This is a genomic window from Kurthia massiliensis (assembly GCF_000285555.1).
Taxonomy (GTDB): Bacteria; Bacillota; Bacilli; order Bacillales_A; family Planococcaceae; genus Kurthia; species Kurthia massiliensis.
Map to the genome: position 1 here is coordinate 91,683 of NZ_HE611003.1, position 24,266 is coordinate 115,948.

Here is a 24,266-nt window from a genome sequence, read left to right on the forward strand (position 1 = left end):
AAAAAGTAGCCAGCTAAATGATGAATCGCAAAGATGACGGTACTCAATACAATCATCTGCACTGACCCTAAAAAGGCAATCATCGCAAGCACCATGAAAATAGAAAAATGATATTCAACCATTCCGTCGCCCATCGCAATAATACCGATGGCTGCGAATGTGTTCGTTAATGTTAATGTCACTGGTAATGCGCGATGGTTTCCCTGTTGTTTATACAGGACGATACTAATCGCTAAAAACGTAAGTGGCATTGCAAAGAAAATCCATTTAAGTACATGGACATACATGGCAGTTTCTCCATGATGGTGACTTAAGACATAGGCTTCAAACAAGTTCAATGGACCATGGAGGAAAGTCACGATTAAGACAAGCGTAACGGCAATCGTCGTTAACGTAATCATCAGCTTATTTTTATCTACCATTGTTTTTGCACCTCTTTCACTAGTTTTTAAGGGCTATTTGTTATACTATAAAATTCCCGTAAAATAAATAAAAAAACTAGTAAAATACACATATACGAATCATTTTCACTATGTAAAAATGAAAAATAAAAGACGATAGATTAGTCTTTACTCATCTATCGTCTTTATAAATTATAGGTAATTTGTCAATATCTGTTTACAACCTAAGATGCATAAGTCGTACGTCTCTTGAAAATCACCTGTGTAGTACGGGTCTGGTACGTCGCGATTTGCTAACAATGTCGTGATTGGCACATTCGTTCCGAGAATATGGCGTGCATCTTCTACATTTTGTGCGTCCATACAAACGAATACATCAAAACGGTCGGCGTCTTCTCGAACGAGTGGACGGCTATACATATTGTCCGTTGAAATATCATATTGTGCTAGTTTTGCTAACGTCCCTTTATGCGGACGTTCACCTTCATGCCAATTAGACGTGCCGGCTGAATCAATGTGCCACTGAGCGCTCGTTCCTTGTTCGGCGACGAGATGTTTCATCACAGCTTCAGCCATTGGCGAGCGACAAATGTTTCCTAAACAAATAAACAAAATACGTTTCATCTTTTTCACCTCATAAAAAAGGAACTATGCTGCTGCACAGTTCCGATGATGTTATTTCCAAGGCCAGTAACGGAATAATACTTTACCATCTACTGCGTCTTTTTCAATGAAGCCATACATACGGCTATCACTACTATTTGGGCGGTTATCCCCTAATACAAAATATGAATCTTTCGGTACTTCCATTTCGCCAGTGACAGCATCCATTGTGAAATCTTCTGTATATTGTACACCTGTATCTTTCTCATATTGCGTTGCTGTATCTGCAATGTAAGGTTCTGCTACCTTTTTACCGTTCACATACAATTGTTCATCTTTCACTTCAACATGGTCACCTGGTAAGCCGATTACACGTTTAATGTAATGGTCATCTTCAACAGGAGATTGGAACACGATGACATCATCGTAATCAAGACTACCCGGTTTGAAAATCATGACGCGGTCGTTGTCGTGATATGTAGGTTCCATTGATTCACCTTTTACAGTAACAGGAGCGATTAAATATTGGCGTACGACGAAGGCAATAACAACTGCGACGACGATCGGTACGACCCAAGATAAAAGCTCTTTACCTTTGCTTTGCTGTTTCTTTTCCATTTTCTCATCACCTTTACAAATAGGAGTTCTTCAATATTATGACATCATTCTCATGATTATGCTATTGCACACTACTTATAGAGACTAAAAAGAGACAGCTAGGTTCCCTAGTTGCCTCTCATACGTAAACAATTAGTTTATGTATTGTTTTAGGTCTTCTAGATGCTCTTCTGTAATCCCTAATACTTCATAAACTTTTTGTAGTGTTGTTTCTCGAACTTTTGTGTCCCCGCGTTCAATACGACTAACTGTTTTTTGAGTAACATTCGCTTTTTCAGCAAGTTCTGATTGTGTTAGACCGACATTCATACGTTGCTTGAAAATAATTTGACTACGGTGTGCAGCCATTTGCTCTAATTGTGATTTTTCACGTACAGCTTTACCTTGTTCTGCGTTTTCTAAAATGTTAACTGTTACCATCGAATCCACCACTCCTATTATGTTTGTATGAATTTCCACAGCAGCAATCCCAAATAGTTATCGTCTACGCTTTCCCCTTTGCGTATCACTATTTATCAGCAGCAATTTTTTTCTTTAGCTCAAGTTGCAAATCGACGAGTGTGCGTTCTAGTCGATGCGTGTACTCCTCGCGACCTTCTTTACCTTTCGACTCAACGTAGAATGGCTCGCCGAAGATTAAATAACCTTTTTGGCGTTTAAAGACGTCTTTCGGAGTATTCGGCCCAATATATGCTGCAGGAACTACTGGCGCTTTCGTTAATTGCGCGATTGTAATTGTTCCTTGTTTCAATGAGTCTCCCTCGGCATGACGAGTGCCACTCGGGAAAATACCGACGACTTTTCCTTCTTTCAAAAGTTGCCGCGGTACTTTAATGACGCTTGGACCTGGATTTTCTCGGTCGACCGGAAATGCGTGTAATTTACGGATGAACCACCCAAGTCCCTTGATTTCAAAAAGTTGCTTCTTCGCCATGAAATGAATTGGCGTTGGATAAATAGAAATACCTAGATTCAAAATATCGATCCAACCTGTATGTGTACAAGCAATAATGTAGCCGCCCTCTGTCGGCACATAATGCTTGTCAAAAACTTTTACTTTATTAAATAATCCTAAAAACCAGCCTACTGACTTAGCGACAGCCTTGTACATCTTATCTCCAACCTTCACAAAATGCTGAGCCAATCCGCTCCATTTTGTATCGTTCTTTTTCAATGAAAATTATTGATGATTATCAACAATTTTTTCAGTAAGGACAAACACAAGTACTGAATCCAAGGTTTCCTATATACCTTTACCTAATTATTGTAAATGAATTTTCAAAAAATTAAAGCCCTATTTAGAAAAAATGTTTCCATTATTTAGTTTTTTCTAAAAATTTTCGTTTAAAAGAGAAAATATTCACATAATTAACGTACTTTTTGCAGCTGTCATTTTTAATATTTCAAAGATATAAATTATTTTACTGCTCATAACTTTTTGTTGTTGTACATCTCATATGGACAAAAAAGACTATAGCTAGTAGAAAACTAGTCTTTTTTATAAGACACAACATCTTGTTTTTGTAAGAAGATGTACAATAACACAACAGATACGAGATTCAGTAAAATACCGAAAATTAAACAGCACCATTGAACAATCGGAGGTAGCATACGCGTCATACCGAACGTAATGCTTAAACAGCCGATCACGATGCAAATTAAATATGCAGGTAAACGATTCATCGCTTTTCCTCCTCTTATTGATTATCGACTATACTAACATGCAAGGTTTAAAATGTCTAAATTTTTTTAAGATTTAACCCCCTCATTTCATGCAAATTAAAAGCATTTATGTTACCTTGTGAATATGGCTAAACAGAAAGGATGTTGGTGTTTTGCGTTTCGTAAAATTTATACCACTCGCAGCTCTCATCATCATCGTCTTTATTTCGTCGAGCATGCCATATAAAGATCAAACGATTGTGCCCGATTTAATGAGATGGTTACCAGGTGAGCCGTTTATTGAGCAATTGTCGAGCTTACACATTCCGTATTATGGAATGGAGATCTCTGTTGAAACACGCGGCTACTATTATTTTATTGAATTTTTAGTGCGCAAATTCGCGCATATTACTGCATTCGGTGCTATCGCAGTCGCAATGTATATCGCGCTTTATCCGAAACGTTGGCGCTTTGTATGGGCGCTTCTCATTACATTCTTCTTCGCATGCGCCGATGAATTTCATCAATATTTTACATCAGGCCGTTCAGCGTCATTTCAAGATGTCTTGTTAGACACGTTCGGAGGCCTTTTATGGCTCACGATTTTCGTGCTCATTAAACAATTATTCAAACGCAAAAAAGGAGCGCCCACTGCATAGGGTCGCTCCTTTTTTTCATAATAAATACGTCATTAAATATTCATCAATAAATGTGCCGTCCTCATGTCGCACAGCTCTTTTATCGACGCCAACGACTTCAAAGCCTAGCTTTTTATATAGTTCAAATGCAGGCTCATTACTCGTAAATACACCGAGGTCGAGCTTGCGTAATTGCGGATTTTCTTTCGCCCACGCAATAATCGCCTCCATAATTGCGGCGCCTGCACCGTTGCCACGCGCATCTGGTGACACGTACACGGAGCCAATATAGGCACGGTGCTGTGTTTTTACAGCGGTATCAACGGTCACGACGGCAACACCGAGTAGTTGACCGTCAATAAATGCACCGAAAATATGTTCATTGTCGCGCGCAATCATTTTTTCAATACGCGCTACCGGGTCGTCGTAACTCGTCGCTTCTTCATACGTTTCACCAAATGAATCCGGATCTTGTTGCAATGCCTCTTGTCTTAACGTCCAATAATCGTCTGCATCCGCCAATTGTAACAATCGAATATCCATCGTCATATGATCACCTCTTAAAATTGTCGTTTCGCTACTTGTTGAAGTGGGTCCCATACCGAATTAAATGGCGGTGCGTACGATAAGTCTAAATCAATTAGATCGTGGAGTTTCAGACGTTGATGCAATGCTGTTGCAAACACATCAATCCGTTTATCGATACCATCTTTTCCAATCAGTTGAATACCGAGCAGCTCTTGCGAACGTTTTCGCCAAATCATTTTCATATAAATTTGTTCGACGTTCGGGTAATAACTCGCATGATTGCCCGCTTCATGTGTATACGTTTCGTAATCGTAACCGAGCGCTTTCGCCTCATGTTCATTTAACCCGGCTTTTGCAATTTGTAAGTCGAAGCATTTTAAAATCGATGTGCCGACGATGCCTCTAAACTCTTCCGGTGTCCCTGACATATTTAATCCTGCAATACGGCCTTGTTTATTCGCTGTCGTGCCGAGTGGAATGTAGTCATTTTTTCCTTTCACATTATGGTAGTGCGATGCGCAATCTCCCGCCGCATACACATATTGCATACTCGTTTCCATATGTGGATTGACGAGAATCGCACCGTTTTTCAACGTGTATACACCACTATCTTCTAAAAAGGCTGTATTCGGCTCTACGCCGACCGCTTCTACGACGATATCTGTCTGATACGTAGCACGATCTGTTTGCACAGCAACTACGTGCCCATCCCCTTTATAACGTTGTAGCTTTTCATTAAAGACAATTTCAACGCCTTGTTGTAATAACTCTTGTTGGATTTTTTCCGCGAATTCATATTCTAAAAAGCTTGCTACTTGTGAACTTCTTAAAATGATACGCACTTGTTTGCCAGCTTGTTTAAACGTTTCTGCTAATTCTAACGCGATGTAACCACCACCGATAATCGTCACTTGTTGAATGTCATCTAAAATACGTTGAATGTCTTGCGTTTGCGGAATCGTTTTAAAATGATAAATACCGTCCATCTCATACTGCGCATCTGGCAACGCACGTTTTGGCTCGGCACCTGTCGCAATTAATAAACGATCATACGCGACTTCAAAATTTTCAGAGCTATCGGTTTTGTAGCCGTACACTTTTCGTTCAACGGCATCAATTTTCGTGACACAATGACCTGTTCGTGCATCAATGGCATACTTTTCACGGAATTGTGCCGCTGTTTTATGTACAACGTCTTCGGCTTTTGGCACCGTTCCATCAATTACGTAAGGCAATCCACATTGCCCGTAAGAATAATGTTGTCCCTTTTCAAGCGTCGTAATTTGCGCTGTTTCATCATGACGATAAATCTCCATCGCAGCACTCATTCCGGCTGCATCGCCACCAATAATGACATATTTCATTGCTTCCTCACCTCTACACCCTTTTTCCCCGTCTATTTATAATCGAAACGACACAAAAAATACGGTAAGCTTTCGCCTACCGCATTTGTTATTGGCCAATCAATACGTCTACATCAATCGTAATGTGCGTTAACGCCGCTGGATCAATTGTTTGTTGTTGATGCCAACCCATTGGTGTCATATGTGCAAGTAATGGCACAAGTGATGCATCAATCGGTAACGTCGTCGTCACACGTGTCACATGCACATCGTCAAAGTTTTCGCTAAAACGTGTCACCGTTTTTTCGTTTGAATACGATTCTTTTTCTGAATCCGCAAAAAATAATTCACGCAATTCGCGTAAGTAGCCTTCTTGTGGCACGATTTTAATCACTTTACCATTCGGTTTTAAAATACGTTTGAACTCTGTATAATTCGCTGGTGATAAGAAGTTTAAAATGACGTCAAACGCCGCTTCGCTATATGGACTTTTTGCTAAATCGCCAACGATCCACATCATATCGCTATAGTTTTTCGCTGCTTGAATAATACCTTCTTTTGCAATATCGATACCAGAAGCCGTCATTACTTGTGGATAGCTTTCATTTAGTTTTGCTAAATGCGAGCCTTCTCCACAACCTGTATCTAATACGGCAATATCGCCTGATAACTCTGCTAAAATAACGTCGTACACAGCGCGATATAAATCGCTATCAATGACTTGTTTGCGCGCTTCGAACAACGATTTGTCGTACATAGATGTCGCTGGATGCGTCATCATGTTGACATACCCTTGTTTCGCCATATCAAATGCATGATTTTGCGCGCAACGAACCGTACCCGTTTGTTCTACATTCATTTTCTCATGACAAATTGGACATTGTAATAATGCACTGTGCGCTTTCATAAATTCCGTCGCACGTTGCTTTTTTGTTAATCCCACAAAAACACCTCATATAAAAAGGAGGCACATTTGCCCCCACGTTTTTTCCTTTAGTATACCATGCTATTTTGGTGAAACGAGCACATGACGTTCCCATTTTCGGCTTTTCCAACGGAACATAACGACGATGGCACGACACCATTCATCAGCAGCAATTGCCAACCATATACCTGGTAAACCCATATCAAAATGAAAGACGAGCACATATCCTAATGGCACACTCATAAATAGCATCGAAAATACACCTAAAATGAGTGGGAATGTCGCATCACCTGCTGCGCGTAACGTATTAATAATCGTAATGTTAATCGTGCGTCCTGTTTCTAGTACGATACTTAAGACGAGCACGCTTGCACCGATCGCAATAACTTGTTCATTCGATGTAAAAATACGCATTAGTGGTTCGCGGAACGTCATGACGACAGCGACCATGATGAGTGTAAAGGCCATCGCCCATTTGACGCTACGCCACACTTGTTCATAAGCCGCTTGTTTTCGTCCAGCACCGACGTATCGACCGACGATGATCGCTGTACCTGCTCCAATCGCCATTGCGAATAAATACGTAAACATCGAAATGTTGTACGCATATTGTCTAGCAGCGAGTGCCTCCGCACCGACGAACGTCACGAAGTACATTAATATAATTTGGCACGATTGATAAAGCACTTGCTCAAGCGCTGCTGGAATACCGATTTTAAAAATTTTACGAATATAATCAAATGGTAGTGCAATGTAGTCACGCCACACAATTTTCACATCGAGCACGCGATACAATAGCCAGAAAAAGACGACAAGCGCAAGCCCACGACTAATGACAGATGACCACGCTGCCCCTTCAACACCGAGTGCAGGCGCACCGAATTTACCGAAAATAAGCATATAGTTGAGCACGATATGGACGACATTCATACCGAGTGAAACGTACATTGCTTGCTTCGTAAAACTGTGAACGCGAACAATCGCAGCGGTCGCATTAATCAACGCTTGTAAAAAGATCCCGCCTCCGATAATGACTAAATATTGTTTCGCATACAATAAGACGTCGCCATGTAAGTTCATCGCTTGCATCATCGTATGTGCACTAAATATAAACATAAAACTTAGTACGAGTCCGAATAATAAATTCATCAAAATCGCAACCGCGGTAATTTTCGGTACTTCCGCGAGCCTTCTTGATCCTAAATATTGTGCGACAACAATTGATGCACCGTTACCGATGACTTCCATAATTAAAATCGTCACATGAATAAATTGGTTCGCCGTTCCAACCCCAGCAACTGCATCATCTGCTAGTTTACTTAACATTAATGTGTCTACAATGCCCATTAGCGTAAACAATAACATTTCAAAAAAGATTGGCCACGTTAATGAAAATAAACTCAATTTTTCTTTCACCGCTTCCATACTTTCTCCTTTCGTTTTCAAAAATTTTCAATGCAAGTATCATAGCACATATCGAATGTGAAAAACATCTGCTTTATTCCATAAAAAAAGAGGCTGGGACATAAGTGTAAAAACACGATCTCAAATGAGCATAAAAAAACCGGAATCGCGCTCTGGCGCGGTCCCGGTTTTTTGTTGCAAACGCTAAAAAAGGAAAATGAAATGTTTTGTCCTTCGTATTAACCGATGATATACGCAATGATTAAACCGATTGCGACTAAGAAGCCGAAAATCGTATTTGTCAGTGCTGTTGATTTCATCGCTAATCCTTGTTTTTGTGGCACGCCTTCACCTTCGCGGAAATTTTTCACCGCGGTAATTGGTTTTTTCACGCTTAATAAGACGATTAATGTCCAAGCGCTAACGACGCCTGCGATCACAAGGGCGACAATCCATAAGTAAGAAACGATAAAGCCAATTGCTAATAACGTAATCGCTTTGTCGCGACCGACTAAAATCGCTAACGTTTTACGACCACCGATCGTATCTTCTTTAATATCACGAATGTTGTTCGACATATTAATGCCGCCAACTAAAATACCAAGTGGTACAGATACTAAAAAGCTTGTCATGCTTACATCACCTGTTTGAATGAAGTATGCAATTAAAATAAAACCGATACCCATACACAGTCCGGCGAATAATTCACCAAATGGTGTGTACGCGATTGGGAATGGACCACCTGTGTATAAGTAGCCGACTGCCATCCCGATTAAACCGATAACAACTAACCACCAGCTACTTGCCATACAAATGTATACACCGATTGCCATCGCAATTGCATATAATACAAGGGCGAAAGCAAGCACTGTCGATGGTTTCGTGCCGTGACGTACGAGCGCACCACCAATCCCTACAGAATCAGCTGTATCTAAGCCTCGTTTGAAGTCATAGTATTCATTAAATAAGTTTGTCGCGATTTGTAAGCATAAACAGCAAACGAGCATCGCAATAAATAAAAGCCAGTCAATTTTCGTATCAAATAGCGCAAGCGCCGTCCCTAAAATAACGGGCGAAAACGTTGCTGTTAACGTATGTGGACGTGTTAACTGCCACATTAACTTCGCTGTGCTAATATCTTCGACTGGTTGTTGCATTGGTTGACCCATGTCACAACTTCCTTTCAAATTTGTCTAACTATATAATAGTAACTTATTTTTTCATGAAAGCCAAAGCTCATATTTCGCAGCATCATTTTTTCTCGTATAATGAAAACACTACGCTTAAAAAAGGAGGATTTTAATGTCTTTTTATCCAGTCGTCGTCCAAACAACGGTCGATTTAGAACGTGCTTTTTCGATTCGAAAAACGGTATTCGTCGCCGAACAAAACGTGCCATTAGACGAAGAAATTGATGAATTTGACGTGTTAGACGGTCGTTGCACGCATTTATTAATGTCCAATGAAGACGATGAGGCAGTCGGTACTGGACGCGTTCGTCTCGTTGGAGAATACGGTAAATTACAGCGCGTAGCTGTGTTAAAACCGTATCGTAGTTTCGGTATTGGCCGTATGATCATTACAGCACTTGAACGCATTGCCGCGGAACGCGGTGCGACAAAAACGAAATTGGACGCACAAGTACATGCAATCGGCTTTTATGAAAAACTTGGCTATGTCGTGTCATCAGACGTTTTTTTAGACGCAGGTATTGAGCACGTATTAATGGTCAAAACGTTATAATTATCCACAAGCGAAAAAACGTGCGGACGATGTTGTCCACACGTTTTTTACGTCTGTTGCGGTACGGGCTTTATGAGTGTATAAATAACGCCGCCAAAAATACAAGCAATGCCAACAAATTGCAATAACGTCGGACGGAAATCTAAAATGGCGACGTCTAATAAAATGGCGACGAGTGGATCAACAAAGACGAGCGCAGATGTGACGAGCGCTGGTAAATGTCTTAAACTATTAAAAAATAAATAGTATACAAAACCCGTATGAATAAAACCAGTGCCTAAAATATACAGCCAATTAGACATCGTTAATCCAGAAAATTCTGACATTGATACGATTGGTGCAAGCATGATAATACCGACAATCGTTTGTAAAAACGTCGTCGCGTACGCACTTAGTTGTTGAATACCTTTACCGATAAACATCGTCATTGCATAGCAAAGTGCTGATAAAATCGCCCAAATGAATCCTGAATTTAAAAAGTTATCCACAGATTGAAATTGGTCGATGCCAACGACGAATAAACTGCCTAAAAAACAAATGACAACCGCGAGTATCGATTGAATATTTATACGTTCTCGTAAAAATAGCGTGCCCATTATTAATACGAAAATCGGCGCTAAATTGTAAATAGAAATCGCTGCTGAGATCGACATCGCTTCGAATGCTTTAAATAAAAATACCCAGTTGAGTACGAGAAAAATTCCACAAAAAAGCGTACGCCCTACTTCTCGTTTTTGCCATATTTCTTTTTTCGCTTGGCCGACTGCTATCCACATTACGCCTAAAAAAAGCGTTGCGCAAATACAACGGATGAAAACGAGTGCTTCAGCGCTCACACCTGTTTGACGTGTAAAAAAACCGATTGAACCGAATATCGCCATCGACAACGTCATTTGAAAAGCTGCACGTTTGTTCATATGTATTGTCCTTTCTTTGCTTCTTCTTTTTATCATACCGCGACGCACAAAAAAAGACTATGCCTCTGCATAGCCTTATTCAACAATTTATATGAAAACGTATCTGCTTAGTCTTCAAATATATTTTTCGCCTCACTCTTACCAGGAAGCATTAAAATCCCAATTGCGAATACGATAATGCCCATGTAAAGAGTATATTCTACGACTGTTGATTGAACGAATCCTAATGGATGTGTTAGACCGATTAGTAAAAGTATCAAACCGCCAAAAAACAAAATTAGTCTCATATGCTCTTTCACTCCTTTATATTTTATTTTAGGAAAAAGACCTACCTTTCTTTTTCCAATAAATACTATATTCCCGTTTTCTTTAAGTTTAAACATATGTGCTATAAAACAGTTCATTCCTCTTTCTCTCTATATATATAACAGTTATGTCCTCGATTAATATTTTCATGCTTTCGTGAAAACGTAAATTTTTTTCACCGAGAAGTTTATTTATATTGCAAATATGACGCAGTTGCAATGCATCGATTGCCCTGAAACAAAAAATGCAATTCACAATGAATACCAAATCCTCGATCGTCAGTTACTCGTCATTGAACATCAACTGTGTCAATTTCCGACGACTTATTCTGATGCTTCATAAGACGTTTCTATGTAAAAAAAATAGACCGCTTGTGCGATCTATTTCATATACGTTCACGTAGCACGCTTTACTGCAAATGTGTACAATGCTGTCGCGGCTGGGAAGAAAAGTGCGACGAGCACGACGACATTCGTCATATCGCGCCAAAATTGTTGTAACACGAGTTTCGACACGATGACATGTGCACCTGCAATAACTAACATTACTGCCATCAATGCCACCCCAATGACGACGACATCTCTCCATTTTAACGTTTGAAAGTCCACATAATATGCTTTTAACCCAATACATATTCCTATGACAACGAATACGAGAAAAAGTAGATTCACCATCATCACCCCTTCACCGCTTTCTTACAACGAGTATAACGTTCTATTGTAAAGGACGTATGAAGGTAGCTTAAATTTAACGGACCGATGTGGCGATTTTTAATAGCTTCATATGTTTCGCTTTATCTATCGTCACGACGTTATCTTTTAACTGCCAAGCGACAGTACTATTTGAGCCGACTGCATCTAAACGAATCGCACCGAATCGTTGTGGTGCTGGTAACGTGTGACTTTCTAAATAACGAACGGCGCGTTTTGCTAATTGTTGTCCTTTGTCAGGTGTTGACGTATACGCGTGTGTTGCTAACGCCCAACGACCTTCATTCCAAGACGTATATAGCTGACCTGCTCCGGCATCTTGATAAGCTGTTAAGCCGTAGCCGAGCGGCAATTTTGTACCACCAATTTGTTTATAATTTTCATAACCGACACGTTCAAGTGCCGCTGCTTCTGATTTGTAATGTTTTAGCTGAATGCGGGCAACGACATGTTTTGAAATGGTGTCGAGCGCTGGATCGTTTACAGCGACATGTCGATCTGTTTCGTAGTAAACGACTTTATAACCGGTCGTTGAAACAGATGTTTTCGCAGTTAAATGTTTACCGCTTTGCACCGCTACCGATTTTGGCAATGTTACCGGGTAATCTGTTTGAAGCGCTTGCTTCACTTGCGCGTAGACGTTAGATTGCTCATCTGCAGCATACGCTGTAGAAGACACCGTCGGCATTGCCGCTAAAGTAGACATACTAGCGAATGCAGTTGTTGTCACGAATGCGAGTTTTTGCACGAACTTTTTCATCTATGTTGCACCCCTCTTCTACTAAATCGTTATAGTGAAAATTTTCCCTTTTATATTCCATATAAACCTCGTCAATTGAAAACACGTAAAAAGCCACTCGCGATTTAAGTGGCTTTTTGAGCATATTGTTTTAAAATTGACCAAGCTTCTATCTTTTGTTCGAACGTTTTAATGTTCTTCCCTGGAATTGGGCTCGTCGATGGCATTTGAAAATAGTCCCGCGCTTCTAACACGTCAAATCCGATATGTTTTTTAAACACTTGCTTCGCTTTCCCACCGTTAAATAACACGCATTCAATATGTGGATACGTTTGAAACAACGATGCGAAATCATTCGGCACTTCGTTACGAATCGCCGCATCTAAACTGCCTTCACGCTCACAATACGCAATCGCATCCCACAACCCAATATGATGTGATTGTAGCCACGCTAATCGCGCGTCGTACGTATCGGGACAGTTACCTAATAACGCATTCATAATCGGCCAAAAATGATTGCGTGGATGACCGTAATATTGTTGTTTTTCTAGTGACTGCTTCCCTGGCATCGAGCCGATAATGAGGATGCGAGTGTTGCTGTCGACAATCGGTTTTAATACATTTTCAATCATCATTTCTCACCTCTTTATTAGTTTACCCTTAAAACGACAATAGGACCGTCTCGAATGAATTTCGTTCGAGACAGTCCTATCTACTATTTGCGGTATCGTCCATCATTAAATCGCCACCAATTGTTGAATTTTGTAATGCATTACGATGACTTCGCCTTTCGCGCCCATCGTACGTACGCCTTCGTCAATGAAGCCGCATTTATGGTATAACCCTTGTGCTGCTTGGTTGTAAATATTTACGACTAGCACAATTTCATTTTTATCTGGGAAGTTTTCTGCTACGAAGTTTGGCAACATGTTCATGACACGTTTTGCGTAGCCTTTTCCTTGATGATGAAAATCTGTTGAGACAGCGCGTAATAAAATCGCTCGCTCATTTTGTGAATACATTTTGCGTCCTTGATCGCCATCTAGCATTAAGAAATTGACGATTTCATCATTGTCGATTGCGACAAGTGGATAACGATACGGATCGTTCTTCGCCATTTCCATCGCATCGTATGGAGACGTCGTAAAATGTAGTTGTTCCTCTGTTAGTGTGTAGTTTTCTAACATATGTCCATGCGCTTCATGGTCGTAAAAATGTAGTTGCATTTATTAGCTCCTTTCAGTTCTGTAGTAAATAATTTTAACGACTTAAATCTTATTTTTCAACAAAAATTTAATGTCTATTTTGTGTTAACAATTCGCTGTAAATATCATTTACCAACTAAAAATAGTTGTTTTTTGCTAAAAAATATTGTAGCGTTTTTCAAACTGTACTACCCTTTTGGATTTTAAAATAAATACACAAAAAAAGCTATGCCCCAATGGACATAGCTTTTACATTTTTTATAAATATTTTGCGTTCACGACTTTATCAGCTTTGCCTAAATCAGTGACCATTTCGTTGTACGCTTCAACTGCAGCTTCATACAATGCTTTTGATGCTGTACTATCAACTTCTGCCGGCTGTTTTACACGCAATGGTGCGTATGGTTCGTCGAATGTTAATACTTTTTGTTGGAAGGCACGCACTTTTTCGTTTTCGTCTACTTCTGGGTCCATATGTGTATACACATCAAATGAATGGAAGTTGGCGAAGAAACGTGTGTAATCGTCCGATGCCTTGTCGATTTTACGGTTTGAGAAGTTCCATAAACCGTTCATCGCTTTCAATACATTTAAACCTTGTGTTACAACCATCTCTACTGCTTGTGGATTGGCCATTATAAACGCCCCCTATATGAATTTCGTTCGTTTATATTGTAGCATATTCCGCGGGTTCTATATGCACAAGTGTGACCGCATATGGGTTATATTCACGTACCGTACTTTCAATCAATTCAGTAATGTGATGACTTTGTACGACGTCCATTTTCGCATCGACGGTTATCGTCACATCTAAAAACATCATATTCCCTGACATACGGCCTTTCATGTCACGAACGTCAATTACACCCGTCACGTGACGTACGAGCGCCTCGATTTCAACTAACTCATCTTCATCAAAACCATCTGTTAACGTATGAACAGCTTCAACGAAAATGTCGTACGCCGTTTTAATAATTAATAACCCGACGAGCACCGCAGTAATCGAGTCGATCACTGGGAAGCCGAAAATCGCGGCTAAAATACCGATTGCTGTGCCGAAACTCACGAGCGCATCAGAACGGTTATCGTAAGCAGCCGCTTTGACCGCAGAGCTTTTAATACGTGTCGCTAAACGAATGTTATACATATAAACGATATACATAATCACACCACAAACGACTGCGACGATGGCTGTCATAAGAGATGGCTCTTGATGTTCGCCTGTCGTAAATTTTTTAATCGCATTAAATACAACTTGCAAACCGACGACAGCCATAATAAATGACGCAATGAGTGATGAAACGGTCTCTGCACGTAAATGACCGTAGTGGTGATCTTTATCTGGCGGGCGTTGCGAAATACGGAGGCCGACAAGTACGGCGACAGAAGCGATAATATCGGTCGTATTGTTCAAACCATCTGCTTTTAATGCTTCCGACGTGCCGATTAAGCCGACCGTTAACTTTAAGCCACTTAAAAATATATAGGTGAAAATACTGATCCAGGCACCTTTTTCCCCTTCACGTAAGTTTTTGTATACGTCCAAAAAGTTTCCCTCCCGCAAAAATCTTAGAAACGACAAAAACGACGTAACACACAAAAAGTGCGTTACGTCGTTTTTTATTCCGTTCGTTATAAAGCTTCCTTATTATAGCAGAAACTTTTTACGAATGTAAGGAAGAATTAGTGTTTTGCTTGGAATTCTTTCATGAAGTTTGCAAGTGCTTCACAAGTTTCAACAGGTACAGCGTTGTAAATAGATGCGCGGCAACCGCCTACTGAACGGTGACCATTTAAACCTACAAAGCCAGCTTCTTTTGCTTCTGCAAGGAATTGTTTTTCTAACGCTTCATCAGCTACGCGGAAAGTAATGTTCATTAATGAACGGCTACCTTTTTCTGCGTGACCTACGTAGAAGCCATTACTATTGTCGATGACGTCATAGATTAATGCCGCCTTTTCTTCGTTGCGTTTTGCGACTGCTTCTACGCCACCTTGTGCTTCAACCCATTTTAATACTTCACCTAACATGTAAATACCGAATGTTGGTGGTGTGTTGTAAAGTGAGTTTTTGTCAGCATGTGTTGCGTATTTTAACATTGTCGGTACGTTTTCGTTCGCTGTTTCTAAGAAGTCTTTACGAATGATAACAACAGTAACACCTGAAGGGCCAAGGTTCTTTTGCGCACCAGCGTAAATCATCGCGAATTTAGAAACGTCTACAGGCTTAGATAAAATATCACTAGACATATCAGCTACTAGTGGCACATCGCCTGTGTCAGGGAATTCAGCCCAACCAGTGCCGAAAATCGTGTTGTTCGATGTAATATGAACGTAAGCATCATCTGCATTGTATTTGATATCTTCAAATGCTGGGATGTTTTTGTAATTGTTTTCTTTCGTGCTTGCTGCGATCGTTGCGTTACCTAGTAGTTTCGCTTCTTTTAACGCTTTTTCAGACCATGAGCCAGTTTGTACGTAGCTAGCTGTTTGACCTTCTTTTAAGAAGTTCATTGGAAGCATCGTGAACTGTAAGCTTGCGCCGCCTTGTAAGAAAAGTACTTCGTAGTTTTCAGGAATGTTGAAAAGTTTTTTCAGACGTGCGATTGCTTCAGTATGTACTTCATCATACTCTTTACTACGGTGGCTCATTTCCATTACGGACATGCCAGCACCTTTGAAGTCTACTAATTCTTCTTGAGCTTTTTGTAGCACTTCAAGTGGTAATGCTGATGGACCTGCGTTTAAGTTATATGCGCGTTTAACTGTTGTCGTCAATGTAATACACTCCTTGTGGATAATTGTTGAGTTTTATTTTACTCTATTTTCAGTATTTTATGAAGGTTTTGACGAATATTCAACTAAAATTGTCATAATATTTTAAAAAAACTGTCTGAAAACAGAATATTATCGTCTAAAAAAGGCACGAACTATCGGAAAAAGCACGATGTCGCTATTTTATGTAAACGATTACGCAATTGAGAGAATATTTCAGCTGTCCTTCTGACACATACAAACCGAGATATTTCTAATAGAGATGCCTCGTCGATAGCAAATCATTTAAAGCTGATACATTCGTAATAGATGATACTGACATAATTGTTTGTTGCTCCTCTGCGTTTTTTGCACACAGTTTAAACGTATCATTTACATACGTACGTTAGATGTCAACAAAAAAAGAACCGCTTAGGGGCGATTCTTTTTAATGGACTAATGCACAATTAATACTTGGCACGGTGCGAGCTGTGCAATTTTTGAACTTACGCTACCGAGTAACATACCTTTAAGTCCGCGTAAACCTCGACTACCGATGACGATGACAGATTGAGCTGTTTCTTCTGCATATTGCAACATACGATCTGCTGGGTTCCCCGCTAGTGATTGCAATTTAATTTGGCAATCGGGATACTTTGATAACACGATATTTTTCGCTTTCTCAAGACGTTCTGTACTGTCTTTCACTAATCCTTCATTGACCGTTTTCACGTAGTCACGTGTAACGTCATATGGGTAAGCTGGGGCAATTGGCGCTTGGTGTACATTTATGATTGTCACAACACCATTGTTAAGGCTTGCAAGTTCTGCTGCCGCCTCTAAAATTTTGTCGTTCAAATCTGAATCGTCAATTGCTACAAGAATTTTCTCAAACATGACACTCATCCTTTCGGCATATAATTATCTTTATCATATGACATTAGCCACCAAATATTAACCCTAAATTTACGTTTTAATGGAAATCGTGTCCATTATGTGAGCATTATTTGTTTCGTTATTACTTAACTATAGACCTTATTTACATATACCCACTCCATCTGCGCTTAAAAAAAGAATCGCACGATGCACGATTCTTTTTTCATTAATCTTCGACGAAGTATAAGCCACCTTCTGCATGTAAAATGTAGTCTGGGCGTGGTGGTTTACCGCCGTGCTCTGCAATTTTCTTTTTATGACCAGCGATGTGCTCTGGGCTCTTTTCCCAAGCTTTCCATGCTGCTTCAGATTCCCAACGGATTAAAATAGCGATTTCTTGCTCACCGCGACGTGGTTTTGAAACGAGAATTTCTCGACCGATATAGCCTTCACGTTGTTCTAAAATCGATGGTTTATCTGACTTTTTACGGAAGCGTGCTGTTGCTTCTTCTAAATAACCTTCTTTAATTGTCATACGACGCATTTGTACGAACATTATTTTTTCCTCCCTTTAAAAAAGAGCATGGCTCAAATTGAGTCATGCTCCGTGTTATAAGCGAATTATTTTAATTCGTTTAAGATTTCGTCCATTTTTTCAACTTCAGTTGTTGCACCATTGCTTGAGAAGTACCAGTTAGTACCGTCTAAGTATACGATTGTGCCGTTTTTGTAAGCTTGAGTTTTCTTGATGATGTCGTTTTCAACGTCTTTTTTCAGCGCTTCAACATCTTGGTCGTTACGGTCGATAACGAATAATACTTCAGGATCTGCTTTTAAGATACCTTCGTATGAAAGGTTAGAACCGTGAGTTGACGTATCAAGACCTGTAATAGCTGTTTTGAAACCGAATGATTGGTAAACGTATTTGAAACGAGAGTCGTCACCATCATCGAAACCAGAGATTTGCTTATCAGAGTACATTGTTACTAAAGCGTTATCGTACTTAGAAGCTTTCTCTTGGATTTCTTTTGTTTTCGCATCTAATGTATCTTTTAACTCTTTTGCTTTATCTTCTTTACCGAAGATTTTTGCAGCTAAGTCGATTGAATCTTCAACACCAGCGATGTAGTTTGCGTTGTCAGAACCGATGAATACAACGTTTGGTGTGATTTCTTTTAATTGCTCGTAGTAAGAAGATTGACGACCAGACATGAAAATAACATCTGGCTCAGCTGCTGCGATTGCTTCAAGATCAAGTTCTTTTAAGTTACCAACATCTTGGATATCATCGCTTGGTGCATATTTTTCTTTTAGTTGTTCAGGCATGTTTCCTTCGCCGCCGCCGTAAGGAATACCGACAATACCTTCAACGCCAAGTGCATCAAGTGTATCTAAGAAACCGTAATCAAGCGTAATAATACGTTTTGGTTGTTCTTTAAGCTCAACATCTTCAAATACGACTTTTTGAACTTTGCCTGTTGCTTTACCGTCTTTACCTGTTACTTCAAGTTCACGTTCAGCTGTTAATGATTTTACTGTCATTGGGAAAGCTGCATCGTTCGCTGCAGTTTTGTTATCGCTCGTAGTTTGTTCTGTTTTTTCTGATGAAGATTTGTCCTCTGATGCATCATCTGAACCACAAGCACCTAACATTAAAGTTAAAGCTGCAGTTGCTGTTAATAAACGCCATTTTTTCATTTTCAAATTCTCCTCCTAAAGATGAACCCCCACCCAAATGAGAGTGATTATCATTTACAATTAACTAAACCTTATTGTACGGATACAATAAGATTTTGTCAACAGCATTTTGGTAATTTATTGGGATTGGAAATATACGCAAATACGACAGCCATCTTGCTCTTGCACAGGAATCGTCATATCGTATACATCGCGTAGTGCATTCGTATTAATAATTTCTGATGTCGGACCGTCTTTAACGAGGCGACCATTTTTCAACGCGACGATGCGATCTGAATATACCGACGCGAAGTTAATATCGTGCAGCACGATGACAACTGTTTTACCGAGCTCATCAACAAGTTTACGTAAAATTTTCATAATTTGCACTGAGTGTTTCATGTCCAAGTTATTCAGTGGTTCATCTAGCAAAATGTATTCTGTATCTTGCGCGATGACCATTGAAATGAACGCACGTTGCTTTTGTCCACCTGATAATTCATCTAAAAACTTATGCTGAATTTCAGTTAAGTTCATATACGATAACGCTTCATCTACTTTTGCGTTATCTTCATCTGTCAAACGTCCTTTTGAATATGGATAACGACCGAAAGAAACGAGTTCACGAATCGTTAAACGTACGTTAATAAAGTTTGATTGTTTTAAAATCGCCACGCGTTTTGCGAAGTCTTGTGATTTTAACTTTTTCACATCTTTTTTATCTAACAGTACTTCACCTGTATCTGAATCTAACAGACGACTCACCATTGATAATAACGTCGATTTACCGGCACCATTCGGCCCGATAAACGATGTAATTTTCCCAGATTCAATTGTCACTGACACATCTTCTACAACAGGTTTCTTCCCAAAAAATTTCGATAAGCCTTTAATTTCAATCATCCTGCTGCCCTACTTTCTTTCAATAATAAGTAAATGAAGTACACGCCACCAACGAAATTGATAATAACACTAAGTGTCGTTTCTAAGTCGAAGATGTACTGTACGAGGAATTGACCACCGACAAGTGCAATAATACTAAATAGGCTAGCGCCTAAAATTAATACCGAATGTTTATACGTCACTAAAAACTGATACGCTAAGTTAGAAACGATTAACCCTAAAAACGTAATCGGACCGACAAGCGCTGTAGATGTCGCAATTAAAATCGATGCTAAAATTAATACTTTTAATACCATACGATCGTAATTAACACCTAAGTTCATCGCTGTTTCGCGACCTAAGTTCATGACGTCTAAATCGCGCATCATACGCGCGCCATATAAGAAACATAAAATTAAAATGACCGCAGCAATACCGACAAGTTCTGATTTCACGTTTGAGAAACTTGCGAACAGTTTTCCTTGTAAGCTTAAATATTCAATCGGGTCGATAATCACTTGTAAGAAACTTACGAGACTACCGAGTAATGTCCCGATGATCATCCCTGCAAGTAATAGAAGGAAGATCGGATATTTATCTGCACGGAATAAGAAACGATAAAGTAATAACGCGAATAAAACCATCGCGATAATTGCTGTACCGAAGTTTAAATAACGGTCGACAACGAATACTGATGCTGAGCCGAGGAAGAAGAAAATGACCGTTTGGACTACTTCATACATCGAATCAACACCGATCATTGACGGCGTTAAAATACGGTTGCGCGTGACCGTTTGGAACATAATCGTCGCATACGCAATCGCAATTGCCGTAATAATCATTGCGCAAACGCGCATCACACGGCGTGGAAAGGCATAGCTGAAGCCGCCTTGAATGTTATAAAATAAATAGCCGGTAATCGATAACGCGGCAATCACGACTAAAATGAGAATTTTCATCGCGTTACGTTTTTTAATACTACTTTGCATATGCTTTCCCCCTAAACAACATGAATAAGAAGATCGCACTACCGATGACCGCTACTGTCGTATTGACTGGAATTTCATAAGGTGCCACGATCACACGGCTAATAATGTCACATGTAAGTAAGAATACGACACCGAGTGCTACTGTATGTGGAATCGTTTTGCGTAAGTTATCCCCTAAGTATAACGACACAATATTTGGCACGATCAATCCTAAGAAAGGAATAACGCCGACAGTTAAGACGACTGTCGTTGAAATGACTGCGATAATGACAAGGCCAATATTTAATACCGTTTTATAACTTAACCCTAAGTTTTTCGCGAAGTCTTCACCCATACCGGCAACCATGAATTTATTCGCAAATATGTACGCGAGGATAATCGCTGGTACCGCTACGTATAATAGTTCGTAACGTCCTGATACGACTAACGTAAAGCTTCCTAAGAAAAATGAACTGACGTTTTGTAACACGTCTGCTTCGTACCCGATAAACGTTGTAATTGAAGAAATGATATTCCCGTACATAATACCGATTAGTGGCACGAAAATAACGTCCTTAAATTTAATACGATCAAGTAAACGCATAAATAAATACGTTCCAATTAAGGCGAATGCAAAGCCGAACATAATTTTTTGCATGTACGATACGTTCGTGAAGAACACCATCGAAATGACAATCCCTAATTTTGCTGCATCTAACGTACCTGCTGTCGTTGGCGATACGAACTTATTACGACTTAGTGATTGCATAATTAAACCTGCGATACTCATACCAGCTCCGGCAAGAATAATCGCCATTAAACGGGGTAAGCGACTGATTAAGAAAATTTCTACTTCATCAGAAGGACCGTTCCATAAATCACTCGGTTTAATATCAATCGCACCAGTGAACAGCGAGATGAAAGATAAAATAATCGCAGCAACGATTAACATCCATAATCTCATTTTTTTGCCCTCATTTTATTAAATTTCTTTTCGCATGATAATGAAAATGATTATCATTTAATCCTTCCAATATTATTACGTATCTTCTCTAAAAATTCAAGGTTTGCCACTGATTGAGAATGTATACCAATATGCATCACGTACAAGATTTCTTTCCTATAGACATTTTTCTATACACGTTATAGAAAGACTACTTTCTCCCACTTCATAATTTTTTTTATCATTCATTTTAATTTATAATCATTTTAAATATTGCGCTTCCGCTTTGAAAATCACTTTTTTCCACAAAAAAAGCACACCGCGTCATTGTGCAGTGTGCGCTCATTTCATTAAAATTCTTCATATTCATACGTGTATCGTTTCACTTGACCATCTGCTAATTTAAAGAACGTTTCGTGGCTTGCTTCTAATCGAAGCGCGTCATCTTTATGTAGCTGTTGATACAGTCCACGAATGATTCTACTCGTGACGCCATGTGCGACGATAATCAGTTTTGGCTCGTCTTTTACACTGTCCAAAAAGTCTGAAATACGTGCTTCGACATCTGCATAACGTTCTCCTTCTAACGAATTAAAATACCAGTTGTAATGGTTCGTACCTTCTAGGAGACGTGGCCATTGTGCTTTAATGTCTTCAATGTAAAGCCCTGACCAATTACCGACCGACACTTCTTGTAGTCTCGGATCATAAATGACATTTTCTTTATCATACATTAAAACGTCGCACAAAATATTCGTACTTTCTACTGTACGACCGAGTGGACTCGATATGATTTTCCAATCGTGAATATTTTCAATCTCCATCTTTAACATACGACCGATATGATACATTTGATCGCGGCCTTCTTGCGTCAATGGTGAATCCCCTTGACCTTGGAATTTCCCAATCGTGTTAAATTCTGTTTCACCGTGGCGAATCACATACATTGTTTGTCCCATCTAAACGCCCCCTATCACAACATGTCTTTACTTCATCATTCACTAAAATTCAAATCATTAAACGTCTTTCTTTACGAAAAGCAGTTCTAACACCGTTTCATTTTTACTTCAAAAGGCCTTATTTTCGTTGAAAAATATCGAAAAAAGGAATCTTATACCCTTTTTACCGACATCCATAAATGGTTTAAACTAGTAAATAAGAGAAAAATAATAATATAAGCTAAAAAATACCAAAATTATTTAAGGAGGCATTTAATAAATATAAAAGTAACATGGCGATGCAACATCAAATTTTTTACGACTCTATCAACACATGCACGTAGCCAACGGAATATATAGAGAAAAGGTGAAGGAGATTGATGACATTACGTAACGATCATTTTTTAAAATTCGTCCTCATTTTAACGACTGCTACGATTGCCTTGACGCAAACACATCACAACGAAGCAGACCGCCTCATTTTTGCGCATGCTGATTTTCAAGAAAATCCAATCGTAGACATAGGACCGCAAGAAGACTATTTTCAAAAATATAACGATTCGTTAGAAAACAAACAAATTCAAATTCATTACAAACGAAGCGCAGTAACGCTCCGAGATGGCTATTCGACTTACCAATACCAAAAAGTAAAAACGACGCGTACGAAATTAAAAACGTTATCTACGAAAAAAAGCAATTACACCGTAAAAACGAGCGACAGTAAAACGTTAAAAAAATGGTACGCCCCACATAACGGATTAGAAAATGGCGAACGGCGGACGCTTCAAAATATCGTTTTTGGTAAAGGGTCAGACGCTTATTTAAGCTATACGACCGGTGATTTATTAAACGACGGTTATATTTATCATTACAATTCCAAAGGGAAATTACTTAGCAAATCACCACGTTTAGAAGTCGGTCATGGGCAAAGTGTAAGTTATTATGATGGTGCGTTCTTTATCGGCTCAGATGTTCCGGACCCGTCACTTCAGCGCATTACAAAATATAATCCGACAACGTGGGAAGCACAGCAAAGCTGGAAAGTGCCGGAAAATATTAAAATCGGTACGATGACGATGGTGAACGAGCGCACAGCCGTTGTCGCCCGTAAATACGATGTAGACCGTGGCTATGAACTCATCACATTAAAGTTAGACAAAGATGCAAAACAAGCACGCATTTCAAACATCCAACGATTCCCGAAAGTCGTCGGCATCACGAAACAATATGAACTACAAGCGCTCACGTACCATAAAGGCTACTATTATCTCGCAACGAATGGCTGGTACGTCAAAATTCATAAAAAAACAGGAAAACGTACCGACGTTCGCGTAAATATTGATCGTGAAAACGAAGGCATCGGTTTTACGAAAAGCGGCCGTCTCGTTTGGGCTGTTGCGATGAAAAATCAATTATTTATCGAAAAAAATTAACGTACACGTGCATACAAAAGAGGCTGGGACAAAACATTTCATTTTCCTTTTTT

The 24,266-nt window shown here is 39.5% G+C and carries 29 protein-coding genes and 1 pseudogene; 3 read left to right on the forward strand and 27 right to left on the reverse strand.

The window, feature by feature from the left end:
- The 6 genes and pseudogenes from KMHG_RS19305 to KMHG_RS15040 form a co-directional block, all read right to left on the reverse strand.
- A pseudogene (locus tag KMHG_RS19305) lies at positions 1 to 422 on the reverse strand (methyl-accepting chemotaxis protein); the annotation flags it as partial.
- Positions 423 to 593: 171 nt separating this feature from the next.
- A complete protein-coding gene (locus KMHG_RS15020) occupies positions 594 to 1,025 on the reverse strand; it encodes a low molecular weight protein-tyrosine-phosphatase (protein WP_010290748.1) in 432 nt (143 codons plus the stop codon).
- A gap of 51 nt (positions 1,026 to 1,076) precedes the next feature.
- Positions 1,077 to 1,622 (reverse strand): signal peptidase I, encoded by a 546-nt coding sequence (gene lepB, locus KMHG_RS15025; RefSeq protein WP_010290749.1) that lies wholly within the window; start codon positions 1,620 to 1,622, stop codon positions 1,077 to 1,079.
- A 132-nt stretch (positions 1,623 to 1,754) separates the two neighbouring features.
- Positions 1,755 to 2,042 carry a helix-turn-helix domain-containing protein gene (locus KMHG_RS15030; protein WP_010290750.1) on the reverse strand — a complete coding sequence of 96 codons (288 nt, stop codon included), beginning with the start codon at positions 2,040 to 2,042 and terminating at the stop codon, positions 1,755 to 1,757.
- 88 nt (positions 2,043 to 2,130) lie between these two features.
- Positions 2,131 to 2,733: a lysophospholipid acyltransferase family protein gene (locus KMHG_RS15035; protein WP_010290751.1), complete on the reverse strand. Its 603-nt coding sequence runs from the start codon at positions 2,731 to 2,733 to the stop codon at positions 2,131 to 2,133.
- 377 nt (positions 2,734 to 3,110) lie between these two features.
- Positions 3,111 to 3,305 carry a hypothetical protein gene (locus KMHG_RS15040; protein ID WP_010290752.1) on the reverse strand — a complete coding sequence of 65 codons (195 nt, stop codon included), beginning with the start codon at positions 3,303 to 3,305 and terminating at the stop codon, positions 3,111 to 3,113.
- A gap of 152 nt (positions 3,306 to 3,457) precedes the next feature.
- On the opposite strand from KMHG_RS15040, the gene KMHG_RS15045 reads away from it, so the two are divergent.
- On the forward strand, positions 3,458 to 3,943 hold the full coding sequence (locus KMHG_RS15045; protein WP_010290754.1) for a VanZ family protein: 486 nt from the start codon (positions 3,458 to 3,460) through the stop codon (positions 3,941 to 3,943).
- Between the two features lie 15 nt (positions 3,944 to 3,958).
- Here the strand turns inward: KMHG_RS15045 and KMHG_RS15050 are convergent, their stop codons facing one another.
- The 5 genes from KMHG_RS15050 to KMHG_RS15070 all read right to left on the reverse strand — a co-directional run bounded on the left by KMHG_RS15050 (position 3,959) and on the right by KMHG_RS15070 (position 9,291).
- Positions 3,959 to 4,471, reverse strand: a complete 513-nt coding sequence (locus KMHG_RS15050; RefSeq protein WP_010290757.1) for a GNAT family N-acetyltransferase — start codon at positions 4,469 to 4,471, stop codon at positions 3,959 to 3,961.
- A gap of 11 nt (positions 4,472 to 4,482) precedes the next feature.
- Positions 4,483 to 5,814, reverse strand: a complete 1,332-nt coding sequence (locus KMHG_RS15055) for an FAD-dependent oxidoreductase (protein ID WP_010290759.1) — start codon at positions 5,812 to 5,814, stop codon at positions 4,483 to 4,485.
- Positions 5,815 to 5,902: 88 nt separating this feature from the next.
- A complete protein-coding gene (locus tag KMHG_RS15060; protein WP_010290761.1) occupies positions 5,903 to 6,736 on the reverse strand; it encodes a putative RNA methyltransferase in 834 nt (277 codons plus the stop codon).
- Positions 6,737 to 6,799: 63 nt separating this feature from the next.
- Complete coding sequence (locus KMHG_RS15065) at positions 6,800 to 8,143, reverse strand: MATE family efflux transporter (RefSeq protein WP_010290763.1); 1,344 nt, start codon at positions 8,141 to 8,143, stop codon at positions 6,800 to 6,802.
- Positions 8,144 to 8,361: 218 nt separating this feature from the next.
- Entirely contained in the window at positions 8,362 to 9,291 is a 930-nt protein-coding gene (locus KMHG_RS15070; protein WP_010290764.1) for a 1,4-dihydroxy-2-naphthoate polyprenyltransferase, read from the reverse strand.
- Between the two features lie 133 nt (positions 9,292 to 9,424).
- Between KMHG_RS15070 and KMHG_RS15075 the strand changes: the two genes are divergently transcribed.
- Positions 9,425 to 9,865 carry a GNAT family N-acetyltransferase gene (locus KMHG_RS15075; protein WP_010290765.1) on the forward strand — a complete coding sequence of 147 codons (441 nt, stop codon included), beginning with the start codon at positions 9,425 to 9,427 and terminating at the stop codon, positions 9,863 to 9,865.
- A 47-nt stretch (positions 9,866 to 9,912) separates the two neighbouring features.
- Here the strand turns inward: KMHG_RS15075 and KMHG_RS15080 are convergent, their stop codons facing one another.
- The 16 genes from KMHG_RS15080 to KMHG_RS15155 all read right to left on the reverse strand — a co-directional run bounded on the left by KMHG_RS15080 (position 9,913) and on the right by KMHG_RS15155 (position 22,801).
- Positions 9,913 to 10,782, reverse strand: a complete 870-nt coding sequence (locus tag KMHG_RS15080; RefSeq protein WP_010290766.1) for a DMT family transporter — start codon at positions 10,780 to 10,782, stop codon at positions 9,913 to 9,915.
- Between the two features lie 107 nt (positions 10,783 to 10,889).
- The gene (locus tag KMHG_RS19185; protein WP_147608258.1) at positions 10,890 to 11,069 is read right to left on the reverse strand and encodes a hypothetical protein; all 180 of its coding nucleotides are present in this window, start codon (positions 11,067 to 11,069) and stop codon (positions 10,890 to 10,892) included.
- Between the two features lie 414 nt (positions 11,070 to 11,483).
- On the reverse strand, positions 11,484 to 11,759 hold the full coding sequence (locus KMHG_RS15090; protein WP_147608260.1) for a hypothetical protein: 276 nt from the start codon (positions 11,757 to 11,759) through the stop codon (positions 11,484 to 11,486).
- A 76-nt stretch (positions 11,760 to 11,835) separates the two neighbouring features.
- Positions 11,836 to 12,558, reverse strand: coding sequence for a hypothetical protein (locus KMHG_RS18115; RefSeq protein WP_010290770.1), 723 nt, complete (start codon positions 12,556 to 12,558; stop codon positions 11,836 to 11,838).
- Positions 12,559 to 12,662: 104 nt separating this feature from the next.
- Positions 12,663 to 13,169: a DNA-deoxyinosine glycosylase gene (locus KMHG_RS15100; RefSeq protein WP_010290771.1), complete on the reverse strand. Its 507-nt coding sequence runs from the start codon at positions 13,167 to 13,169 to the stop codon at positions 12,663 to 12,665.
- A gap of 105 nt (positions 13,170 to 13,274) precedes the next feature.
- Positions 13,275 to 13,763: a GNAT family N-acetyltransferase gene (locus tag KMHG_RS15105; RefSeq protein WP_010290772.1), complete on the reverse strand. Its 489-nt coding sequence runs from the start codon at positions 13,761 to 13,763 to the stop codon at positions 13,275 to 13,277.
- Positions 13,764 to 14,000: 237 nt separating this feature from the next.
- The gene (locus tag KMHG_RS15110) at positions 14,001 to 14,378 is read right to left on the reverse strand and encodes a hypothetical protein (RefSeq protein ID WP_010290775.1); all 378 of its coding nucleotides are present in this window, start codon (positions 14,376 to 14,378) and stop codon (positions 14,001 to 14,003) included.
- Positions 14,379 to 14,409: 31 nt separating this feature from the next.
- The gene (locus tag KMHG_RS15115) at positions 14,410 to 15,288 is read right to left on the reverse strand and encodes a cation diffusion facilitator family transporter (RefSeq protein ID WP_010290776.1); all 879 of its coding nucleotides are present in this window, start codon (positions 15,286 to 15,288) and stop codon (positions 14,410 to 14,412) included.
- A 137-nt stretch (positions 15,289 to 15,425) separates the two neighbouring features.
- Positions 15,426 to 16,520, reverse strand: coding sequence for a 3-phosphoserine/phosphohydroxythreonine transaminase (gene serC, locus KMHG_RS15120; RefSeq protein ID WP_010290777.1), 1,095 nt, complete (start codon positions 16,518 to 16,520; stop codon positions 15,426 to 15,428).
- A 432-nt stretch (positions 16,521 to 16,952) separates the two neighbouring features.
- On the reverse strand, positions 16,953 to 17,393 hold the full coding sequence (locus tag KMHG_RS15125; protein ID WP_010290778.1) for a universal stress protein: 441 nt from the start codon (positions 17,391 to 17,393) through the stop codon (positions 16,953 to 16,955).
- A gap of 205 nt (positions 17,394 to 17,598) precedes the next feature.
- Complete coding sequence (locus KMHG_RS15130; protein ID WP_010290779.1) at positions 17,599 to 17,928, reverse strand: antibiotic biosynthesis monooxygenase family protein; 330 nt, start codon at positions 17,926 to 17,928, stop codon at positions 17,599 to 17,601.
- A gap of 65 nt (positions 17,929 to 17,993) precedes the next feature.
- A complete protein-coding gene (locus KMHG_RS15135) occupies positions 17,994 to 19,070 on the reverse strand; it encodes a siderophore ABC transporter substrate-binding protein (protein ID WP_010290780.1) in 1,077 nt (358 codons plus the stop codon).
- Between the two features lie 117 nt (positions 19,071 to 19,187).
- Entirely contained in the window at positions 19,188 to 19,952 is a 765-nt protein-coding gene (locus KMHG_RS15140) for an iron ABC transporter ATP-binding protein (protein WP_010290783.1), read from the reverse strand.
- Entirely contained in the window at positions 19,949 to 20,920 is a 972-nt protein-coding gene (locus tag KMHG_RS15145; RefSeq protein ID WP_010290784.1) for an iron chelate uptake ABC transporter family permease subunit, read from the reverse strand. The genes KMHG_RS15140 and KMHG_RS15145 overlap by 4 nt, the downstream gene beginning before the upstream one ends.
- Positions 20,910 to 21,863 (reverse strand): ABC transporter permease, encoded by a 954-nt coding sequence (locus KMHG_RS15150; protein ID WP_010290785.1) that lies wholly within the window; start codon positions 21,861 to 21,863, stop codon positions 20,910 to 20,912. Before KMHG_RS15150 ends, KMHG_RS15145 begins: the two co-directional genes overlap by 11 nt.
- A 329-nt stretch (positions 21,864 to 22,192) precedes the next feature.
- On the reverse strand, positions 22,193 to 22,801 hold the full coding sequence (locus tag KMHG_RS15155; protein WP_010290786.1) for a histidine phosphatase family protein: 609 nt from the start codon (positions 22,799 to 22,801) through the stop codon (positions 22,193 to 22,195).
- Positions 22,802 to 23,160: 359 nt separating this feature from the next.
- On the opposite strand from KMHG_RS15155, the gene KMHG_RS15160 reads away from it, so the two are divergent.
- Positions 23,161 to 24,213: a hypothetical protein gene (locus KMHG_RS15160; RefSeq protein ID WP_010290787.1), complete on the forward strand. Its 1,053-nt coding sequence runs from the start codon at positions 23,161 to 23,163 to the stop codon at positions 24,211 to 24,213.
- Positions 24,214 to 24,266: the final 53 nt, after the last annotated feature.

Excerpts from the sequence above, each read along its gene's own strand:
- KMHG_RS15125 (WP_010290778.1), bottom strand. The coding sequence starts at position 17,393 with ATGTTTGAGAAAATTCTTGTAGCAATTGACGATTCAGATTTGAACGAC.
- KMHG_RS15140 (WP_010290783.1), bottom strand. The coding sequence starts at position 19,952 with ATGATTGAAATTAAAGGCTTATCGAAATTTTTTGGGAAGAAACCTGTT.
- KMHG_RS15070 (WP_010290764.1), bottom strand. The coding sequence starts at position 9,291 with ATGGGTCAACCAATGCAACAACCAGTCGAAGATATTAGCACAGCGAAG.
- KMHG_RS15155 (WP_010290786.1), bottom strand. The coding sequence starts at position 22,801 with ATGGGACAAACAATGTATGTGATTCGCCACGGTGAAACAGAATTTAAC.
- KMHG_RS19185 (WP_147608258.1), bottom strand. The coding sequence starts at position 11,069 with ATGAGACTAATTTTGTTTTTTGGCGGTTTGATACTTTTACTAATCGGT.
- KMHG_RS15130 (WP_010290779.1), bottom strand. The coding sequence starts at position 17,928 with ATGTTCGTACAAATGCGTCGTATGACAATTAAAGAAGGTTATTTAGAA.
- KMHG_RS15020 (WP_010290748.1), bottom strand. The coding sequence starts at position 1,025 with ATGAAACGTATTTTGTTTATTTGTTTAGGAAACATTTGTCGCTCGCCA.
- KMHG_RS15065 (WP_010290763.1), bottom strand. The coding sequence starts at position 8,143 with ATGGAAGCGGTGAAAGAAAAATTGAGTTTATTTTCATTAACGTGGCCA.
- KMHG_RS15135 (WP_010290780.1), bottom strand. The coding sequence starts at position 19,070 with ATGAAAAAATGGCGTTTATTAACAGCAACTGCAGCTTTAACTTTAATG.
- KMHG_RS15105 (WP_010290772.1), bottom strand. The coding sequence starts at position 13,763 with ATGCAACTACATTTTTACGACCATGAAGCGCATGGACATATGTTAGAA.
- KMHG_RS15145 (WP_010290784.1), bottom strand. The coding sequence starts at position 20,920 with ATGCAAAGTAGTATTAAAAAACGTAACGCGATGAAAATTCTCATTTTA.
- KMHG_RS15050 (WP_010290757.1), bottom strand. The coding sequence starts at position 4,471 with ATGACGATGGATATTCGATTGTTACAATTGGCGGATGCAGACGATTAT.
- KMHG_RS15035 (WP_010290751.1), bottom strand. The coding sequence starts at position 2,733 with ATGTACAAGGCTGTCGCTAAGTCAGTAGGCTGGTTTTTAGGATTATTT.
- KMHG_RS15160 (WP_010290787.1), top strand. The coding sequence starts at position 23,161 with ATGACATTACGTAACGATCATTTTTTAAAATTCGTCCTCATTTTAACG.
- KMHG_RS18115 (WP_010290770.1), bottom strand. The coding sequence starts at position 12,558 with ATGAAAAAGTTCGTGCAAAAACTCGCATTCGTGACAACAACTGCATTC.
- KMHG_RS15100 (WP_010290771.1), bottom strand. The coding sequence starts at position 13,169 with ATGATTGAAAATGTATTAAAACCGATTGTCGACAGCAACACTCGCATC.
- KMHG_RS15080 (WP_010290766.1), bottom strand. The coding sequence starts at position 10,782 with ATGAACAAACGTGCAGCTTTTCAAATGACGTTGTCGATGGCGATATTC.
- KMHG_RS15040 (WP_010290752.1), bottom strand. The coding sequence starts at position 3,305 with ATGAATCGTTTACCTGCATATTTAATTTGCATCGTGATCGGCTGTTTA.
- KMHG_RS15030 (WP_010290750.1), bottom strand. The coding sequence starts at position 2,042 with ATGGTAACAGTTAACATTTTAGAAAACGCAGAACAAGGTAAAGCTGTA.
- KMHG_RS15110 (WP_010290775.1), bottom strand. The coding sequence starts at position 14,378 with ATGGCCAATCCACAAGCAGTAGAGATGGTTGTAACACAAGGTTTAAAT.
- KMHG_RS15055 (WP_010290759.1), bottom strand. The coding sequence starts at position 5,814 with ATGAAATATGTCATTATTGGTGGCGATGCAGCCGGAATGAGTGCTGCG.
- KMHG_RS15150 (WP_010290785.1), bottom strand. The coding sequence starts at position 21,863 with ATGAGATTATGGATGTTAATCGTTGCTGCGATTATTTTATCTTTCATC.
- lepB (WP_010290749.1), bottom strand. The coding sequence starts at position 1,622 with ATGGAAAAGAAACAGCAAAGCAAAGGTAAAGAGCTTTTATCTTGGGTC.
- KMHG_RS15075 (WP_010290765.1), top strand. The coding sequence starts at position 9,425 with ATGTCTTTTTATCCAGTCGTCGTCCAAACAACGGTCGATTTAGAACGT.